The sequence below is a fragment of the Microvirga sp. GCM10011540 genome (assembly GCF_042650665.1).
In the GTDB taxonomy this organism is placed as follows: domain Bacteria; phylum Pseudomonadota; class Alphaproteobacteria; order Rhizobiales; family Beijerinckiaceae; genus Microvirga; species Microvirga lenta.
The window spans coordinates 149,149-166,111 of the sequence record NZ_JBHSBQ010000024.1; the positions used below are offsets into that span (position 1 = coordinate 149,149).

Consider the following 16,963-nt stretch of genomic DNA (forward strand, 5'->3'; position numbering starts at 1 on the left):
AATCCTCAGCCTGCCAGCCGCGCCGTGAGGCGGCCGATGACGCTCTTGATGGTCTCGCCGTCCGCGCGGGCGGAGAAGGTGAGGGCCATGCGGTGCTTGAGCACCGACTCGGCGAGGGCCACCACGTCGGCAACGGACGGCGCCACGCGCCCCTGGATCAGCGCCCTGGCGCGGACCGCCAGCATCAGCGACTGGCTGGCGCGCGGCCCCGGACCCCACAGAAGCTTGTCGGTCACGCCCTCCACGGTCTCACCTTCGGGACGGGCGGACCGAACCAGATCGAGAATGGCCTCGACGACGCTCTCGCCCACGGGCAGGCGGCGCACGAGGCGCTGCGCGTTCATGAGGGCCTCTGCGTCCATGACGGCGACGGGCCTGTGTTCCTCGGCGCTGGTCGTCTCGATCAGGATGCGCCGCTCGGCGCCGCGGTCCGGGTAGCCGACGTCGATCTGCAGGAGGAAACGGTCGAGCTGAGCTTCGGGCAGGGGATAGGTGCCTTCCTGCTCGATGGGGTTCTGGGTCGCCAGCACATGGAAGGGGCGCGGCAGGTCATGCCGCTCGCCGCCGACGGAGACGTGGTATTCCTGCATGGCCTGAAGCAGGGCGGACTGGGTGCGCGGGCTTGCGCGGTTGATCTCGTCCGCCATGAGGAGCTGGGTGAAGACGGGTCCCTTCACGAACCGGAACGAGCGGCGCCGGTCGGCGCCCTCGTCGAGGATTTCGGATCCGAGAATGTCGGAGGGCATCAGGTCCGGCGTGAACTGGACGCGCCGCGCATCGAGACCGAGGACGGTGCCGAGGGTTTCCACGAGCTTCGTCTTGGCGAGGCCGGGCACGCCCACGAGCAGGCCGTGTCCGCCCGCCAGAAGGGTGATCAGCGTCAGGTCGACCACGTCCTCCTGCCCGAAGATGACCGTATGAATGGCATCCCGGGCACGTCCGACGGTCTCAAGCGTCGTCTCCGCATTTCGAATGATCGCGTCGTCCAGAGCGGTGGGCGCTTGAGCGATGCTGGCCGTCATGAGGTTATCTCCACTCAATAGCATCCGCCCCCGCGGCTAGTGTGCCTTCGGTCGACATCCATATGCAAGCGGGTCGATGCGACGCAGCTTGAGGGAGTGGCGAGCTGGACGGTGTGTTTCGTGACACTATGCTCTAGGAAGTAGCGAATGACAGCCGTTCGTCGATCCTCGAAAACCTTTTTATTGTTCACGCTTATGTCATGACCGATCCCTCAGCCCCTCCTCCAGGAAGCGCCCTGGCCCGCCTCGTCGAGGCGCTCGGTCCCGATGCCGGCCGCAAGGGGCCTCCCCCGGTCGAGCGCTGGAACCCGGCCTATTGCGGCGAGATCGACATGCGCATCGCCGCCGACGGCACCTGGTTCTACATGGGCACCCCCATCAACCGCCCGGCTCTCGTGCGGCTGTTCTCGACCGTGCTCCGCAAGGATCCGGAGCGCTACGTCCTCGTCACCCCGGTGGAGCGGGTGGGGATCGTGGTGGAGGACGTGCCGTTCCTGGCGGTGGAAATGGCGGTCGAAGGGGAGGGGCACGGCCGGCAGATCGCCTTCCGCACCAACGTGGACGACGTGGTGCAGGCGGGGCCCAATCACCCCCTGCGTTTCGAGCGGGATGCGGGCGGCGGCGTCAGGCCCTACGTGCTGGTCCGAGGCGATCTGTGGGCGCGGGCGACGCGGGCGCTCGCCCTGGACCTGATCGCCCTGGGAGAGGAGGAGACGCGGGACGGCGAGGCGCTCTTCGGCGTGCACGTGAAGGACGCGTTCTTTCCCATCGCGCCCGCCTCCGAACTGAGCGCCTCCTGATGGCGGCCACGGAGCTCGATGCGGCGGATTTCCTCAGCCTGGCGGCCGAGCGCCTGCGGCCGGAGCCGCCCGACGCGACGGACGCGCTCGCCAATCCGAGGGGCGACCACTCGCTCGACGGCATTCCCCTGGTCCATCCCCTGAACCCCAAGGCGGCGGCCGTGCTCGTCCCTGTGGTGATGCGCCAGGAGCCGACGCTGCTGTTCACGGAAAGGGCCGCCAATCTGCGCCAGCACTCGGGACAGATCGCCTTTCCCGGGGGCCGTGTCGACCCGACGGACGCTTCCGTCGCAGCCGCGGCCTATCGCGAGGCCCAGGAGGAAATCGGCCTCGAGAGCCGCTTCATCGCTCCGCTGGGTTTCCTCGACCCCTATCTCTCCACCACGAACTATCTGGTCATGCCTCTCGTCGCGAAGGTGACGCCGTCCTACCGGCTCAGCCTCAATCCGCACGAGGTGGCCGATACTTTCGAGGTGCCTCTGGGCTTCCTGATGAATCCCGCCCATCACGAGCTCCATGCCCGGGAGTGGCAGGGGCGCCAGCGCCGCTACTATGCAATTCCCTACGAGGGGCGCTACATCTGGGGGGTAACGGCGGGGATCATCCGCAATCTGTACGAAAGGCTCTATACTTCATGACGCGAGCGATCCTTCAGGAACTGGTGCTGTTTCTCCTGCCTTTCGTCGCTTATGCCGTCTATCTCATGATCCGCCGCCGCAATCCGCTGGTATGGTCCTCCTGGAGCGACCAGTCGGTGTGGCTCATCATCGCCGGCTTGACCTTCGTGGTGATCTCCCTTTTCTCGGCAGGTCTGTTCGCCGATCGGCAGACGGGCGCCTATGTGCCGAGCCATGTCGAGAACGGGCGCATCGTTCCAGGGCAGTTCAAGTGATCCCATCGCTCCATCAGGATGCCCTGAAAGACCTTCTTCGGCGGGCCCCGCTGCGCCGCCTTCTCGAAACCTTCAACACCGGCGAGGAGGAAACGCGCATCGTCGGCGGCGCCGTGCGCAACGCGCTTCTGGGGCGCCCCGTCACGGAAGTGGACTGCGCCACGACGGCGACGCCCGACCTCATGGCGAAGCTCGCCGCAGCGGCCGGCTTCAAGCCGGTGCCGACGGGGATCGACCACGGCACGATCACGGTGATCGTCGAGGGCGAGCCCTTCGAGGTGACGACCCTGCGTGAGGATGTGGAAACGGACGGGCGCCACGCGGTCGTTCGCTTCGGCCGCGATTTCGAGACCGACGCGAAGCGGCGGGACTTCACCATCAACGCCCTGTCGCTCGGCCTCGACGGGCGTCTGCACGATTATACGAACGGCGCCGCCGACCTCGCCGCCCGGCGCGTGCGCTTCATCGGCGATGCGCACAAGCGTATCCGCGAGGACTACCTGCGCATCCTGCGCTTCTTCCGCTTCCATGCGGAATACGCTCAGGGCGAGCCGGATGCGGAGGGGCTTGCGGCATCAGGGGCCGAGAGGCAGGGGCTGACGATCCTCTCCCGCGAGAGGATCAGGCACGAACTCATGAAGCTGCTGGCTGCGCGCCGGGCCGAGGACACGGTCCGCGTCCTCGCCGATCACGGCTTCCTGACCTGGATCCTGGCGGGAGTTGGGGAGTTCGGGCGCTTCGGCAGGATCGCGGCGACCGATGATGGCGGGCCGGTCTCCATCTGGCGCCTGGCGGCCCTGGCGGTCCTGACGGAGGAGGATGCCGACCGGCTGCGGGAGCGGCTGCGCCTTTCCAACGAGGAGCATCGCAGGCTCGCGAGCTACGGCAGACTCGTCGCCCTGCTGAAGACGAGGCCCCTGCCCCTGGACGCCGCAGCCATCCGCCGCCTCGTCGCGGAACATGGGACTGAGACCGTCGCACCTGTGCTGATCGCGACCGCGGGGGAGCCCCTGCCCGTCGTGCAACGGGATGCCTGGGAGGCGCTGAAGAGCTTCCGCAGCGGAGCCGAGCCGGTGCCGGTCTTTCCGCTGCGGGGTGCCGATCTCGTCGCGGGCGGCATCGAGAAGGGGCCGAGGGTGGGCGAACTGATGTCGCAAGCTCGCCAGGCGTGGCTGGCGGAGGGCTGCAGGACGGATGGGGCCTACGCCAAGGACCTGCTCCGGCGGGTCCTGGAGCAGGCCGCGGCCCAGGGCTGAGCGTTACGGCCAGCGCACGGTCGGCGGCATGGACGAGAGGATCGACTCGATGTTGCCGCCGGTCTTCAGGCCGAAGATCGTGCCCCGGTCGTAGAGCAGGTTGAACTCCACATAGCGTCCGCGCCGCACCTGCTGCTCGACCCTGTCGGCTTCCGTCCAGGGGGTGCCCGCGTTGCGCCGGACGATCTCCGGATAGATCCTCAGGAAGGCCTCGCCCACCTCCCGGGTGAAGGCGAGGTCCGCGTCCGCGTCGCCGGTCCAGTGATAATCGTAGAAGATGCCGCCGATGCCGCGGGGCTCGTTGCGGTGCTTCAGGAAGAAGTACTCGTCGCACCAAGCCTTGTATTTCGCGTAATCCGCGGCCGGGCCGTGCCGGTCGCAGGCCTCCTTGAACGCTGCGTGGAAGGCCAGGGTGTCGGGATCGTCCTGGGTGCGGCGCCGGTCCAGGACGGGCGTGAGATCCGCGCCGCCGCCGAACCACGGCTTCGTGGTCACGACGAAGCGGGTGTTCATGTGCACGGTCGGCACGTTGGGGTTCCAGGGATGGGCGATGAGGGAGATGCCGGACGCCCAGAAGCGCGGGTCCTGGTCCGAGCCGGGGATTTGGCCGCGGAATTCCGGCGCGAACTCGCCGTGCACGGTCGAGACATGCACGCCCACCTTCTCGAAGACGCGCCCGCGCATCATCGACATGACGCCCCCGCCGCCGGGATTGCCGCCATGGTCCTTGCGCTCCCAGGGCTTGCGCTCGAAGCGCCCGGGCTCCGACGCCTCCGGCGGGAGGGGCGCCGACACCTCGTCTTCCAGCGCCTCGAAGGCGGCGCAGATCCGGTCCCGCAGGGACACGAACCAGGCGGGGGCTTCGGTTTGAAGGTGCTCGATGGCGGCTTTGTCGGTCATGTGGGGTCGCTTCGGTTGTCTGGAATGGCGGGATGGGGAAACGAATGGGTCTGACGCAAGGCTTCCCCGAGGATCATGGCGGCGGTGACGGCGACGTTCAGCGAACGCAGGCCCGGCTGCATGGGAACCACGACCCGGGCATCGGCCGCGCCGTGCACCTCGTCGGGAACGCCGGCGGATTCCCGTCCGACGAGAATGATGTCTCCGGGCTCGTAGGCAAGGGCGGTATAGGGCACGGCGCCTTTCGTCGTGGCAAGGATCAGCCGGCCCCCGGCCTCCCGACGCCAGGCCTCGAAGGTCCGCCACGAGATGTGGCGCGTGATCGCGGCGCGCTCGAGATAATCCATGCCGGAGCGGCGCAGGTTCCGGTCCGACACGTCGAACCCGGCGGGCTCGATGATCTCGACCGGCACGCCGAGGCAGGCGGCCAGGCGCACCATGGTGCCGGTGTTCTGCGCGATGTCGGGCTGGTAGATGGCAAGGCGGGGCATGGAAGCGTCATCGGGGCAGGGCGCCCTCACGTCAAGTGAACGCTTCGCCGGCCGTCGTGTTAAAGCAAGGGCCGGGAGTCAGGAATCGGGGATCGGGATGTTTCACTGGTTTGAAAAGCAGATCGATCCTTTCGCCCCGTTCGACGAGAGCAGGACGCCTCCGAACACGGTCGGCCGGTTCGCCTGGTCCTACCTGAAGCCTGTCCGCTTCTGGTTCGTCCTGCTCTTCGTGATCGCCCTGCTCGTCGGGCTGTTCGAGGCGTCTCTCTATCTTTTGATCGGCTGGCTGGTCGACCTTCTGACCCGGTCGAGCCCCGAGCGGATCTGGTCCGACCACGGAAACACCCTCCTGCTGGTGGGCGCCGCGATCCTCCTGGTGAGGCCCGTCCTGCATTTCGTGCACGGTCTGGTGTCGAACCAGATCATCGTGCCGCAGACCACCAACATGATCCGCTGGCGGACCCACGTCTATACGCTCGGCCACGCCCTGGGCTATTTCCAGGCCGACTTCGCCGGACGGCTCTCCAACCGGATCATGCAGGCGGGCGGGGCGATCCGGTCCATCGCGGTCACGGTTCTCGACACCCTGCTCTACGTGGCGATCTTCGCCTTTACCGCCCTCGGGGTGTTTTCGAGCGTGAGCCCGTGGCTTGCCCTTCCCATGGGGCTCTGGATCCTCGGCTACATGGGCCTGCTGTATTATTTCGTTCCCCGCGCGAAGGTCCGCTCCCTGGCCGTGGCCAATACCCGCTCGGCTCTCGTGGGGCGGGTGGTCGACAGCTACACCAACATCCTCACCGTCAAGCTTTTTGCCCGCGCAGCGGAGGAGCGTTCTGCCGTCAGCGAGGCCCTGGCCTCCAACACCAAGGCCTTCCTCGATTCCCTGCGCCTCAACACGGGCGTGGCAGGCATTCTCGCCTTCATGAACAGCGCGCTGCTCGTGGCGACCGGGGGATTGGCGGTCTCCCTCTGGAGCCGGGGGCTCATGACCAGCGGCGAGACGGCGGCCGGGCTTGCCCTCGTCATGCGCATCCTCGCCATGTCGGGCTGGGTCATGCACACGGTCCGCGACGTCTTCGAGAATATCGGGGTCGTTCAGGAGAGCATGGAGACCATCGCCCGTCCTCACGGGATCGTGGATGCGCCGGACGCGCCGCAGCTCGAAGTGACGCAGGGGGAGGTGCGCTTCGACCACGTGTCGTTCCATTACGGCCGGGAGGACGGGGTCATCGAGGACCTGAGCCTCACGATCCGCGCCGGGGAGAAGGTCGGCCTCGTGGGCACGAGCGGCGCCGGCAAGACCACGATCACCTCGCTCCTCCTGCGCCTCCACGACCTGGAGAGCGGGCGGATCCTGATCGACGGGCAGGACATCGCCCGGGTCAGCCAGGATTCCCTGCGGGCCTCCATCGCCATGGTGACCCAGGACACCTCCCTGCTGCACCGGTCCATCCGCGACAACATCGCCTATGGCCGGCCCGATGCCCGCGAGCGGGAGATCGAGCAGGCGGCGCGGCTGGCCCACGCCCACGACTTCATCATGGAGCTGGAGGACCACCGGGGCCGGCGCGGATACGACGCCCATGTGGGCGAGCGGGGCGTGAAGCTCTCCGGCGGGCAGCGCCAGCGCATCGCCATCGCTCGGGTGATCCTGAAGGATGCCCCCATTCTCGTGCTGGACGAGGCCACCTCGGCCCTGGATTCCGAGGTGGAGGGCGCCATCCAGGAATCGCTCTCGACCCTCATGGCGGGCAAGACGGTCATCGCCATCGCCCACCGGCTGTCCACCATTGCGGCCCTGGACCGGCTCATCGTCATCGACCAGGGGCGCATCGTGGAGGAGGGCAGCCACGCGGAGCTCCTGCGGCGCGGCGGGCTCTATGCACGGCTCTGGCGGCGCCAGTCCGGAGGCTTCCTCGGAGCCGAGAAAACGGCCGCAAACTGATCCCTTCAGGCTGGAACATCTCCAATCCGGCTATGGACAGGCGGGCTTGGCCGTGCCAAAGAGCCTGCGCGCGGCGACGCCCAGTCGCATTGCGCGCGCGTTGGCGCATATGCTTGTTCAATTCAAAGCATCGCGCCGGTGTCCGGGTTGCCGGCATCAGAGACGCGCGGTTCTCGTTTTTTGACGAATGCTGGAGAGCCAAGTGGCCGAGACCACCACTCACGTTGCTGAGCCGACACGACGCGATTTCCTTTTCATCGCAACGGGCGCAGCTGCTGCCGTCGGCGGCGCAACCCTGGTATGGCCTTTCATCCAGTCCCTGGCGCCCGATGCGGCGACGGTGGCTGCCGGCGCGCCGGTCGAGGTCGACCTGTCACCCATCGCGGCCGGGCAGATCGTCAAGGTCTTCTGGCGCGGCAAGCTCATCTTCGTCCGGAACCGGACGCCTGAGGAGATCAAGGCCGCGGAGGACGTGAACCTCGCCTCCCTGCGCGATCCGCAGCCCGACTCGGCCCGCGTGAAGCCCGATCATGCCCAGTGGCTGGTCGTGTACGGCAACTGCACCCATCTCGGCTGCGTGCCTCTCGGCAACCAGGGCGAATACAACGGCTGGTTCTGCCCGTGCCACGGCTCGGTCTTCGACACCTCCGGCCGCGTCCGCGGCGGCCCGGCGCCGATCAACCTGCCGATCCCGCCCTACGCTTTCGTGAGCGATACGAAGATCATCATCGGTCAAGAAGAAGCTACGGCGTAACCTTTACGCGACGGTCACTGCGATCAGGCGATATCCATGAGTCAGCATTCCACAACCTACGTCCCCAAGAGCTCCTTCGGTAAATGGTTCGAAAGCCGTCTGCCGATCGCCAGCCTCGTCCACTCGTCCTTCATCGCGTTCCCGGTGCCGCGGAACCTGACGTATTTCTGGACGTTCGGCGCGATCCTGGTGTTCATGCTCGTCGCGCAGATCGTGACCGGCGTCTTCCTGGCGATGTACTACACGCCGAATGCCGCGTTGGCGTTCCAGTCCGTCGAGCACATCATGCGCGACGTGAACTACGGCTGGCTGATCCGCTATCTGCACGCCAACGGCGCCTCGATGTTCTTCGTGGCCGTCTACATCCACATCTTCCGTAACTTCTATTACGGGTCCTACAAGGCGCCGCGCGAGGTCCTCTACATCCTCGGCGTCATCATCTTCATCCTGATGATGGCCACGGCCTTCATGGGCTATGTGCTTCCCTGGGGGCAGATGAGCTTCTGGGGCGCCACCGTCATCACCAACCTCTTCTCGGCGCTCCCGGTCGTGGGCGAGACCATCGTGAGCTTCCTCTGGGGCGGCTACTCGGTAGGCAACCCGACCTTGAACCGCTTCTTCTCCCTGCACTACCTGCTGCCCTTCATGATCTTCGGCGTGGTCATCCTCCACGTCTGGGCGCTGCACGTGCCGGGCCAGAACAACCCGACCGGCATTCCGATCAAGTCGGGCAAGGACGCGGTTCCCTTCACGCCTTACGCGACGATCAAGGACATCTTCGCCGTCGTCGTGTTCATGATCTTCTTCGCGTACTGGGTGTTCTACATCCCGAACTACCTCGGCCACGCGGACAACTACATCCCGGCCAATCCGGCCGTGACTCCGGCCCACATCGTGCCCGAATGGTACTTCCTGCCGTTCTACGCGATCCTGCGCGCCATTCCGGACAAGCTCGGCGGCGTCATCGCGATGTTCTCGGCCATTCTGGTGTGGTTCCTGATGCCGTGGCTCGACACGTCGAAGGTCCGCTCGACCGCCTACCGTCCGCTCTACAAGCAGTTCTTCTGGGTCTTCGTCGCCGTCTGCATCCTGCTCGGCTGGCTGGGCGCGAAGCCTGCGGAGGGCTGGTACGTGATCGTGTCGCAGATCGCCACCGCCTACTACTTCATCCACTTCCTGGTCATCCTGCCGGTGCTCGGCTTCGTGGAGCGTCCGCTGCCGCTGCCGAACTCGATCCTCGAATCCGTGATGGGCGTGCAGAAGGGTGGCGCGGGCATGCCGGCCGGCGCCAATGCCGAGCCGCAGTCCAAGGGCTGATGCGAGCGTTGAGGAACAATATCATGATGAAGCGTACCCTTCTCATCGCCGCTGCCCTTCTCGGCCTCTCGGCACCCGCCTATGCCGCCGGCGAGACCCCGGTCCCGCCGCAGCTGAGCTGGTCGTTCCAGGGCCCCTTCGGCACCTTCGACCGGGCCCAGCTCCAGCGCGGCTTCAAGGTCTACCGGGAGGTCTGCGCCTCCTGCCACGGCCTGAGCTACGTCGCCTTCCGCAACCTGTCGCAGCCCGGCGGTCCGGAATTCTCCGAGGCCCAGGTCCGTGCCCTGGCGGCGGAGTACCAGATCCAGGACGGCCCGAACGAGGCCGGCGACATGTTCGAGCGTCCCGGTCGCCCGGCTGATCGCTTCCCGAGCCCGTTCCCGAACGAGAATGCGGCCGCGGCGGCAAACGGCGGCAAGGCTCCGCCGGATCTGTCCCTGATGCCGAAGGCGCGCACCTACGAGCGCGGGTTCCCGTGGTTCATCACCGACGTGTTCCGCCAGTATTCGGAGAACGGCGCCGACTACCTCGTCGCCCTGCTCAACGGCTACACGGAACCGCCGGCCGGTTTCCAGGTGCCGGAGGGGGGCCACTACAACGCCTATTTCCCCGGCCATATCATCGCCATGCCCAAGCCGGTCAGCGACGGCCAGGTCGAGTATCCGAAAGATGCCAATGGCCAGCCGCAGGCGCCCGAGACGGTGGACCAGTACGCCCGCGACCTCACGGCGTTCCTGATGTGGACGGCCGAACCGCACCTCGAGGCCCGCAAGCGCCTGGGCTTCCAGGTGATGCTGTTCCTCATCGTCCTGTCGGTCCTGCTCTACTTCACCAAGAAGAAGATCTGGGCCCGGGTCGGCGGCGAGGTCGAGGGCCACGCGACCCCGCCCATGACGCACAATCCGTAAAAGTCCAAAGGCCCCGGTTTCCGGGGCCTTTTCTTTTCGGGGCCTTCGCGGCAAGACGCATGGAGCGGGACCCGCGTCCCGGGCTGAGCAGCGGAGCGCACTTGAATCCTCTCCTTCCGATCGTCGATACCCTGTACGGGAAGCCGTGCCTCGCCATCCACGTGCAGCCGCAGCTCGCGCCCGATGCGCAGGAGAAGCTCCATGCTCTCCAGCAGGCGGCCATCGCCCATTGGCCCCGTGCCTTCCACGAGGCGCCGCCCCACGCATTCCACGTCACCGTCTATCCCCTCGTGCCGACGACCGACGGCTTCGACAAGGAGGCCTATTGGAGCATGATCGCCGAGCCTGCCCGCCGGCTCGTCGAGGAGCTCGGCTCCGGCGCCGGTCCGCTCGTGCTGGATTTCTTCGAGCTCAAGGTCATGCCGGTCGGCGTCATCGCCGTAGCCAGAGAGGAAAGCGGCTTGATCGGGCGCATCCGGGACAGGATCCTCGCGACCCTTCCGCCGCCTCCCGGGCACGAGCACCGGCACTATGACCTCGTCCACACCACTCTTGCCCGGTTCTCCGATCCGAGTCCCGTACCCGCCGCGGTGGTGCAGCGGATCGAGGCGGTGCCGGTTGCCCTCCCGGTTCGGATCGAGCGCCTCAAGATCTTCCGCGAGACGCTCTTTCCCTGCCTGGTCGGCGAAGAACTCGCGTCGGTTTCGCTCGGCTGACCGGGCTGCTATCTCTTCCCCGGTCCGGGAGTCGAGTCGGCTCCGCGGTGGCGACATCTGAGGTCACATGACGAAAGCAGTGCTGGGCATCATCGGCGGTTCGGGCGTCTACGATCTGCCGGGGCTGGAGGATGTGCGCGAGGAGCGCATCGCGTCTCCGTGGGGCGAGCCTTCGGACGCGCTGCGGATCGGGCGGATTGGCTCGACCGAGGTGGTGTTCCTGGCCCGCCACGGGCGCGGCCACCGGTATTCGCCCTCCGACATCAACTACCGGGCCAATATCGACGCCCTGAAGCGGGCCGGCGTGACCGACCTGATCTCCGTCTCGGCCTGCGGCTCCTTCAAGGTCGAGTACTATCCGGGCTTCTTCGTGCTCGTGGACCAGTTCGTGGACCGCACCTTCCGGCGCGAAACCTCCTTCTTCGGCAAGGGCTGCGTCGCCCATGTGCCCATGGCCCATCCGGTCGGCCCGGGCCTGCAGCAGCGGATCGCCGACGCGGCGGTCGCGGAGGACATCCCCTTCAGCCTCGGAGGGACCTATGTCTGCATCGAGGGGCCGCAATTCTCCACCTATGCCGAGTCGCTCACCTACCAGAGCCACGGCTATGACGTGATCGGCATGACCGCCATGCCGGAGGCCAAGCTCGCCCGCGAGGCCGAAATCACCTACGCGACCATCGCCATGGTCACCGACTACGATTGCTGGCACCCGGAGCACGACGACGTGGACGTGGCCGCCGTCGTCGCCGTCGCCCAGCAGAACGCCAAGAGAGTGGCCGGGCTCATTGCCCGCGTCGCCCGGGATTTCCCGGTCGAGCGCGACACCTGTCCCCACCGCTCGGACCGCGCCCTCGACGGCGCGATCATGACGGTGCCGTCCGCTCGCGATCCCGAGCTTTTGAAGAAGCTCGATGCGGTGGCGGGCCGTATTCTGAAAGCCTGAGGCCGAGAGTGGCGCGCCAGCCGCCCTGCCGATAGGATAAGCCTTCCTAGAACCCGAGTTTATCGATGGACCAGCGTCTCCTCACCGATCTGAAAGCGGCAATCCGCTCGATCCCGGACTACCCGAAGCCCGGCATCGTCTTTCGCGACATCACGACCCTGCTGGGAGACGCGCGGGCCTTCCGGCGTTCGGTGGACGAGCTCGTTCATCCCTTCGCGGGCGGACGGGTGGACAAGGTCGCGGGAATCGAGGCGCGCGGCTTCATCCTCGGGGGCGCGGTGGCCCATCAGCTCTCGGCGGGCTTCGTGCCGATCCGCAAGAAGGGCAAGCTGCCCCACGAGACCGTTCGGATCGCCTATTCGCTGGAATACGGCGTCGACGAGATGGAGATCCACACGGACGCCATCGGCCAGGAGGAGCGCGTCATCCTGGTGGACGACCTCATCGCCACCGGCGGCACCGCCGTTGCGGCGAGCCAGCTCCTGCGCCAGATGGGCGCCAACATCGTGGCCGCCTGCTTCATCATCGATCTGCCCGATCTGGGCGGGGCCCAGAAGCTGCGCGACCTCGGCGTCGAGGTGCGCAGCCTCGTGAGCTTCGAGGGGCATTGATCCGGGGCGGCCGTAGAGGTCGCTGTCACCTTGCTCTCTGAAGGTCGTCGAGGCGCCAAGGAGACGAGCCAAAGCGCGCGACCATAAAGTCGATGAAGGCCCTCACGCGCGGAAGCCGCTGTCGAAGCGCTGGAAAGACAAGGGATACCGGTACGGGCTCGGACTGGTGAACTTCGGTCAGGATCGGCACGAGCCTGCCTTCCCTGATCGCATTCGCCACCACGAGATCCGCAAGCCGGATGATCCCAAGACCCGCAACGCCTAGTGCAAGAACGCCTTCTGCATTGTCGACATTGAGCGGTCCGCGGGTCTCGACGATCTCGATCCCGTCCTGTCGCCGGAAAGGCCACAGCGACAGATGGGGCGATGATGCTACATTGATGCATGAATGGTGCGCCAGATCGGTCGGTTCGAGAGGCGCTCCATGCTGCGCAAGGTAAGCCGGCGAGGCGCAGATCACTCTGCGGATCTCTGCGATACGACGAAAGCCCAATCTTTCGTCTTTGACGGCTCCTATGCGGACGGCGACGTCGACACCCTCCGCGATCACATCGATGACATGGTCCGAGAGGGTGAGATCGAGCCGGATATCGGGAAAGGAGGCATGGAAGTCGGGGAGAGCCGCTGCCAGCTGATGAACGACGAAGGCGATGCTCGCATTCACGCGTAGACGACCCTAAGGACGGCCGCGACCCTCCACAACGGCCGCTTCTGCCTTATCGAGGTCGTCGAGAATGCGCCGCAAGCTTTCCGCGTAAGCTGCCCCTTCCGGAGTCGGGGCGATGCGTCTCGTCGTGCGCTCGAGAAGGCGAACACCGAGGCGCTGTTCCAATCGTGTGACCGCTTTCGAGACTGCCGACGGAGTGAGGCCAAGTGCTTTCGCCGCGGCACTGAAGCCACCGTGGTCCAGGATGGACACAAAGAGCGACATGTCGCCGAGAGGTATGATTTGTGCTTCCTCTTCACGAAAGAAGTTCCGGGGAGCCCGATTATCTCTTTCTGCGGAAACAATACAACCATGGGGTCGCCATTCCTTTCCTGAGGAAGCAGCCATGTCCCCATTCCCAGATGGATTTTCCAGTTATGCCGAAGCCCGGCGTCTCGCGGAAATGGAGCGCGCCCTCGCTTTGCAGGACTTGGCAAGAGACATGAAGCGCCGCATTCGAGCTCTGACGATTAGGCTCGGTCTCCTCCGTAAGGTCGGGACCGTGGAGAAAGTCCTGGAGCCTTAAGCTGGCCGCCGCTCCCAGAACACCGCGCCGTCGAAGGAGAAGACCTCCTCTCCGTGCTGGTTCACGCCCGTGTTGTGATGGGTGGCGATGCCCCAGCCGGGGCGCGAGGCGGAGGCGCGGGCGCCCGTGAAGGTGGACCGATAGGTGATCGTGTCGTCCGCATAGACGGGCTTGAGCCATTTCAGGTTCGTGAAGCCCGGGGAGGGGCCCAGTCGGGCGGGGCGCTCGCCCCTCGCGAGGGCATCGGCGCGCACGCGCTCCCGATGGCCGATCATCAGCTTCATCCAGATGGCGGCCGTATGCCAGCCCGAGGCGCACAGGTCGCCGAACAGGCTGTCCTTCGCGGCGACGGGATCCACGTGGAAGCGTTGCGGATCGAACTGCCTTGCGAAGCGGATGATCTCCTCCGAGCCGAAGGTGTAGGTGCCCAGCTCGACCGTGTCGCCTGCGACGATGTCCTCGAGATAGGGGTTGGCCGTGATGTGGAGCGCCTCGATGGCAGGCGCGGAATCCGGAAGGGACGATGCCGCCGCAGCGAGCGCGCTGCGCCCGGCGCCGGGGGCCGGTTCCGCGTCCCGCCGCCCGAACATGATCCAGTTGCCCTGGGTCATGACCGTCTCGTCGTTCTGGTTCATGAGCTCGAACCGGAACCGGACGAGGCCGATGGACGGCCGGCTCTTCGAGGGGCGGCTCTCCTCGACATTCATGCGCGAGCGCAGGGTATCGCCGGGCCGAACCGGCTTCAGCCATTTCAGCTCGTCGATGCCGGGCGAGCCCATGGAAGTGGAATCGAGGATCCTCCCATCCGCCAGGAGGCGCATGTTGATGCAGGCGGTGTGCCAGCCCGAGCCGATCAGCGTGCCGACGAAGCTGTCCCGGGCGGCGATCTCGTCCACGTGGAAGGGCTGCGGGTCGTATTCCCGCGCGAAGGCCAGGATATCCTCCTTCGAAACCGTGACGGGGCCGAGAACCTCGGTGGTGCCGGGAACGAAATCTTCGAAAGCAAAGTGGGGCATCGGACTTGAATCTGAGGCGAGAAGGCAGGGCGAGGGGCCGTTCGTTCTCAGGGTTCGAACTGCCCAGCGGCGTTGTGCGCCAAGCGGATCGGCTCGGGCAAGCGATATTTCGGCGAGCAGCGCAGGACCAGCTCCGCCGCGGTGGGAATGTCCGCCATATGTCCGGGCGAGATGAACATGGGGTTCTTGGCGCTGCGGGTGCGCAGCGCCACGCCGATGGTCTGCCCCTTGTCGATGAGAGGCGCGGCCGAGCCCTTGTCCTCGGCCAGGTCCTTGTAGCGCCCGCACAGGAGGGTCTTGCCGCAGCCGATGGTGGGCCGCTGCAGCCACAGGCCCATATGGCTCGCGATGCCGATGCGCCGGGGATGGGCGATCCCCATGCCGTCGAAGAGAAACACATCCGGCTCGGCCTCGAGCTTCTCGAACGCCTCCTCCAGCACCGGGCCCTCCCGGAAGCTCAGGAGCCCGGGAATATAGGGAAACGGGGTTGGACGCCGGGCAAGGACGGTTTCGACCGGCAGGAAGCCGGGATAGGTCACCACGACGACCGCGGCCTGGGACTGCTCGTCCTTCACGCTTACATCCACCCCCGCCACCAGCCGGACCGAATCGAGATCGATGGGCTGCGTGGAGTCCACCTCGGCGGCCATTTCCTTCTGGAGGGCGATGGCCTGCGAGGGGGAGAGGTCCCAGGGATGGCGGCGGTGGAGACGCATGACGTGAAGCTCAACGCCTCAGGCGGAGGAACGATCCGGCCACGGTCTGGCTTCGAGGCATCGCGAGGCCGCCGCACCAGCTAAGCCGTGGCGGGCTAAGGAAATTCCCTTAGGGGGAAGGTCTGAATTTTCTCCCCGTGCCGATGGGCCTATACCCGTCGCCGTCAGACGAAAGTCGTAAGAGTCACGAGGATATCATGCAAACCGTGCTCGCCATGAGCGGCTCCGAGCCGCGTGAGCCAAGAACAACCAACGTCCGCTTCGGACGCATTGCCGCCGGTCTCGCGGCCCTCGGCGCCGGCGCTGCCTGGTCGCTGCCGGCTCAGGCGCATGTGAAGTGGTTCGCCCCCTACATCGTCGATGCCGCCCCGCAGCCGATAGGCGCGACCCTGACGAACCTGTGGTTCTGGACCGGCATCGGCCTGGTGCTGGCCTTCTTCCTGGCCACCCTCGCGGTCGAGCGCAAGGCGGTCGGCCAGGCCGTCCTGAGCGGTCTCGACCGGGTCAGCGCTCCCCTCTGGAGCCGCTCGGACGATTTCATGCGGGCGTCCATCGGTGCCTTCTTCGTCGCGATCTTCGCGGTCGGCGGCATCTATCTCACCCCTGACCTCAAGACGGATTCCGAGCTCTTTTCGTGGGCCCAGCTTCTGATCGCGGCCTGCGTGTTCTCGCGCCGGACCATGCCCGTCGCGGCCGCCGGCATCATCACGCTCTGGATCGTCGCGCTCAGGGAGTACGATTTCTTCCACCTGCTCGACTATCTCGCCCTCGGCGTCGGCGTCGCCGCCTATCTGGTGCTCGCTTCCGTGGACGATCCGAAATGGCGCGAGCGCCGCTTCCTGGCCCTGCGCTGGGGCATCGCGATCGCCCTCATGTGGTCGAGCCTGGAGAAGTTCGCCTATCCGAACTGGTTCTACCCCCTCGTCGAGGAGAAGCCCTTCCTGACCTTCGGCATGCCCCGCGACGTGTTCATCCCCATGGCGGGTGTGTCGGAATTCACCCTGGGCTTCGGCCTGCTCTGGACCCCGCTGGTGCGTCGCCTCTCGGCTGTGGCCCTGCTCGTGATCTTCTTCACGGCGGTCTACCCCTTCGGACGCATCGACCTCGTCGGCCATGCCCTCATCATGGCGGCCCTCTTCCTGGTGGCGGCCGATCCGACCCGGGGCGTAAAGGTTCCGGCCCTCGTGAAGCTGCCGCGCACCTTGCCGAGAATGGGCAGCTTCGCTTCCGTTCCCGCCGGTCTCGCGGTCGCCCTCATCGTGCTCGTCTCCGGCTATTGGGGCCTGCACGGAGCCTTCTACGGGGCGGAATATGGGATCGAGCGGCCTGCGGAAATGACCACCCATTCCCACAGCAAGGAACATCCGCACGGGCCGCAGGCAACGGTGCCCCAACAGGGGTTGGCGCCCCACCACTAAGGGCGCCTTGCAAACATCAACGTAGA

Annotated in this window: 19 protein-coding genes; 12 read left to right on the forward strand and 7 right to left on the reverse strand. The window is 66.3% G+C overall.

Annotation, left to right across the window (positions count from 1 at the left end):
* Window positions 1–5: 5 nt before the first annotated feature.
* Window positions 6–1,022, reverse strand: coding sequence for a MoxR family ATPase (locus ACFOYU_RS09145; protein ID WP_226736452.1), 1,017 nt, complete (start codon window positions 1,020–1,022; stop codon window positions 6–8).
* A 200-nt stretch (window positions 1,023–1,222) separates the two neighbouring features.
* On the opposite strand from ACFOYU_RS09145, the gene ACFOYU_RS09150 reads away from it, so the two are divergent.
* From ACFOYU_RS09150 to ACFOYU_RS09165, 4 genes are read left to right on the forward strand one after another with little or no spacing between them, the layout of a single operon-like run.
* On the forward strand, window positions 1,223–1,822 hold the full coding sequence (locus tag ACFOYU_RS09150) for a DUF1285 domain-containing protein (RefSeq protein WP_377033283.1): 600 nt from the start codon (window positions 1,223–1,225) through the stop codon (window positions 1,820–1,822).
* Window positions 1,822–2,460: a CoA pyrophosphatase gene (locus tag ACFOYU_RS09155; RefSeq protein WP_226736448.1), complete on the forward strand. Its 639-nt coding sequence runs from the start codon at window positions 1,822–1,824 to the stop codon at window positions 2,458–2,460. Before ACFOYU_RS09150 ends, ACFOYU_RS09155 begins: the two co-directional genes overlap by 1 nt.
* Window positions 2,457–2,714 (forward strand): DUF6111 family protein, encoded by a 258-nt coding sequence (locus tag ACFOYU_RS09160; RefSeq protein ID WP_226736446.1) that lies wholly within the window; start codon window positions 2,457–2,459, stop codon window positions 2,712–2,714. The genes ACFOYU_RS09155 and ACFOYU_RS09160 overlap by 4 nt, the downstream gene beginning before the upstream one ends.
* Window positions 2,711–3,970 (forward strand): CCA tRNA nucleotidyltransferase, encoded by a 1,260-nt coding sequence (locus tag ACFOYU_RS09165; RefSeq protein WP_377033284.1) that lies wholly within the window; start codon window positions 2,711–2,713, stop codon window positions 3,968–3,970. The genes ACFOYU_RS09160 and ACFOYU_RS09165 overlap by 4 nt, the downstream gene beginning before the upstream one ends.
* Window positions 3,971–3,973: 3 nt before the next feature.
* Here the strand turns inward: ACFOYU_RS09165 and hemF are convergent, their stop codons facing one another.
* Both hemF and ACFOYU_RS09175 read right to left on the reverse strand, forming a co-directional pair.
* Window positions 3,974–4,870 (reverse strand): oxygen-dependent coproporphyrinogen oxidase, encoded by an 897-nt coding sequence (gene hemF, locus ACFOYU_RS09170; RefSeq protein ID WP_377033285.1) that lies wholly within the window; start codon window positions 4,868–4,870, stop codon window positions 3,974–3,976.
* On the reverse strand, window positions 4,867–5,361 hold the full coding sequence (locus ACFOYU_RS09175) for a tRNA (cytidine(34)-2'-O)-methyltransferase (RefSeq protein ID WP_377033286.1): 495 nt from the start codon (window positions 5,359–5,361) through the stop codon (window positions 4,867–4,869). Before ACFOYU_RS09175 ends, hemF begins: the two co-directional genes overlap by 4 nt.
* 97 nt (window positions 5,362–5,458) lie before the next feature.
* Here ACFOYU_RS09175 and ACFOYU_RS09180 point away from each other — a divergent pair, with 97 nt between their 5' ends.
* The 7 genes from ACFOYU_RS09180 (at window position 5,459) to ACFOYU_RS09210 (ending at window position 12,555) form a co-directional block, all read left to right on the forward strand.
* On the forward strand, window positions 5,459–7,306 hold the full coding sequence (locus tag ACFOYU_RS09180) for an ABC transporter ATP-binding protein (protein WP_377033287.1): 1,848 nt from the start codon (window positions 5,459–5,461) through the stop codon (window positions 7,304–7,306).
* Window positions 7,307–7,493: 187 nt separating this feature from the next.
* Entirely contained in the window at window positions 7,494–8,060 is a 567-nt protein-coding gene (petA, locus tag ACFOYU_RS09185; RefSeq protein WP_377033288.1) for a ubiquinol-cytochrome c reductase iron-sulfur subunit, read from the forward strand.
* 36 nt (window positions 8,061–8,096) lie between these two features.
* Entirely contained in the window at window positions 8,097–9,377 is a 1,281-nt protein-coding gene (locus tag ACFOYU_RS09190) for a cytochrome bc complex cytochrome b subunit (protein ID WP_377033289.1), read from the forward strand.
* 23 nt (window positions 9,378–9,400) lie between these two features.
* Complete coding sequence (locus ACFOYU_RS09195; protein ID WP_226736432.1) at window positions 9,401–10,285, forward strand: cytochrome c1; 885 nt, start codon at window positions 9,401–9,403, stop codon at window positions 10,283–10,285.
* A 101-nt stretch (window positions 10,286–10,386) separates the two neighbouring features.
* The gene (locus tag ACFOYU_RS09200) at window positions 10,387–11,001 is read left to right on the forward strand and encodes a hypothetical protein (protein ID WP_377033290.1); all 615 of its coding nucleotides are present in this window, start codon (window positions 10,387–10,389) and stop codon (window positions 10,999–11,001) included.
* Between the two features lie 67 nt (window positions 11,002–11,068).
* On the forward strand, window positions 11,069–11,944 hold the full coding sequence (locus ACFOYU_RS09205; protein ID WP_377033291.1) for an S-methyl-5'-thioadenosine phosphorylase: 876 nt from the start codon (window positions 11,069–11,071) through the stop codon (window positions 11,942–11,944).
* 65 nt (window positions 11,945–12,009) lie between these two features.
* Complete coding sequence (locus ACFOYU_RS09210) at window positions 12,010–12,555, forward strand: adenine phosphoribosyltransferase (protein WP_226736427.1); 546 nt, start codon at window positions 12,010–12,012, stop codon at window positions 12,553–12,555.
* A 25-nt stretch (window positions 12,556–12,580) separates the two neighbouring features.
* On the opposite strand, the gene ACFOYU_RS09215 is transcribed toward ACFOYU_RS09210, so the two are convergent.
* The 4 genes from ACFOYU_RS09215 to nfi all read right to left on the reverse strand — a co-directional run bounded on the left by ACFOYU_RS09215 (window position 12,581) and on the right by nfi (window position 15,519).
* Entirely contained in the window at window positions 12,581–13,219 is a 639-nt protein-coding gene (locus ACFOYU_RS09215; protein WP_377033292.1) for a substrate binding domain-containing protein, read from the reverse strand.
* Window positions 13,220–13,231: 12 nt separating this feature from the next.
* Window positions 13,232–13,609, reverse strand: a complete 378-nt coding sequence (locus ACFOYU_RS09220; RefSeq protein ID WP_377033293.1) for a LysR family transcriptional regulator — start codon at window positions 13,607–13,609, stop codon at window positions 13,232–13,234.
* A gap of 174 nt (window positions 13,610–13,783) precedes the next feature.
* A complete protein-coding gene (locus ACFOYU_RS09225; protein ID WP_377033294.1) occupies window positions 13,784–14,803 on the reverse strand; it encodes a MaoC family dehydratase in 1,020 nt (339 codons plus the stop codon).
* Between the two features lie 47 nt (window positions 14,804–14,850).
* On the reverse strand, window positions 14,851–15,519 hold the full coding sequence (nfi, locus tag ACFOYU_RS09230; protein WP_377033295.1) for a deoxyribonuclease V: 669 nt from the start codon (window positions 15,517–15,519) through the stop codon (window positions 14,851–14,853).
* 197 nt (window positions 15,520–15,716) lie between these two features.
* On the opposite strand from nfi, the gene ACFOYU_RS09235 reads away from it, so the two are divergent.
* Window positions 15,717–16,937 (forward strand): hypothetical protein, encoded by a 1,221-nt coding sequence (locus tag ACFOYU_RS09235; protein ID WP_377033296.1) that lies wholly within the window; start codon window positions 15,717–15,719, stop codon window positions 16,935–16,937.
* The last annotated feature ends 26 nt before the right edge of the window (window positions 16,938–16,963 follow it).

Coding starts and splice junctions, on each gene's coding strand:
- ACFOYU_RS09145 (WP_226736452.1), bottom strand. CDS start 1,022: ATGACGGCCAGCATCGCTCAAGCGCCCACCGCTCTGGACGACGCGATC.
- ACFOYU_RS09150 (WP_377033283.1), top strand. CDS start 1,223: ATGACCGATCCCTCAGCCCCTCCTCCAGGAAGCGCCCTGGCCCGCCTC.
- ACFOYU_RS09155 (WP_226736448.1), top strand. CDS start 1,822: ATGGCGGCCACGGAGCTCGATGCGGCGGATTTCCTCAGCCTGGCGGCC.
- ACFOYU_RS09160 (WP_226736446.1), top strand. CDS start 2,457: ATGACGCGAGCGATCCTTCAGGAACTGGTGCTGTTTCTCCTGCCTTTC.
- hemF (WP_377033285.1), bottom strand. CDS start 4,870: ATGACCGACAAAGCCGCCATCGAGCACCTTCAAACCGAAGCCCCCGCC.
- ACFOYU_RS09175 (WP_377033286.1), bottom strand. CDS start 5,361: ATGCCCCGCCTTGCCATCTACCAGCCCGACATCGCGCAGAACACCGGC.
- ACFOYU_RS09180 (WP_377033287.1), top strand. CDS start 5,459: ATGTTTCACTGGTTTGAAAAGCAGATCGATCCTTTCGCCCCGTTCGAC.
- petA (WP_377033288.1), top strand. CDS start 7,494: ATGCTGGAGAGCCAAGTGGCCGAGACCACCACTCACGTTGCTGAGCCG.
- ACFOYU_RS09190 (WP_377033289.1), top strand. CDS start 8,097: ATGAGTCAGCATTCCACAACCTACGTCCCCAAGAGCTCCTTCGGTAAA.
- ACFOYU_RS09195 (WP_226736432.1), top strand. CDS start 9,401: ATGATGAAGCGTACCCTTCTCATCGCCGCTGCCCTTCTCGGCCTCTCG.
- ACFOYU_RS09205 (WP_377033291.1), top strand. CDS start 11,069: ATGACGAAAGCAGTGCTGGGCATCATCGGCGGTTCGGGCGTCTACGAT.
- ACFOYU_RS09210 (WP_226736427.1), top strand. CDS start 12,010: ATGGACCAGCGTCTCCTCACCGATCTGAAAGCGGCAATCCGCTCGATC.
- ACFOYU_RS09220 (WP_377033293.1), bottom strand. CDS start 13,609: ATGGCTGCTTCCTCAGGAAAGGAATGGCGACCCCATGGTTGTATTGTT.
- ACFOYU_RS09225 (WP_377033294.1), bottom strand. CDS start 14,803: ATGCCCCACTTTGCTTTCGAAGATTTCGTTCCCGGCACCACCGAGGTT.
- nfi (WP_377033295.1), bottom strand. CDS start 15,519: ATGCGTCTCCACCGCCGCCATCCCTGGGACCTCTCCCCCTCGCAGGCC.
- ACFOYU_RS09235 (WP_377033296.1), top strand. CDS start 15,717: ATGCAAACCGTGCTCGCCATGAGCGGCTCCGAGCCGCGTGAGCCAAGA.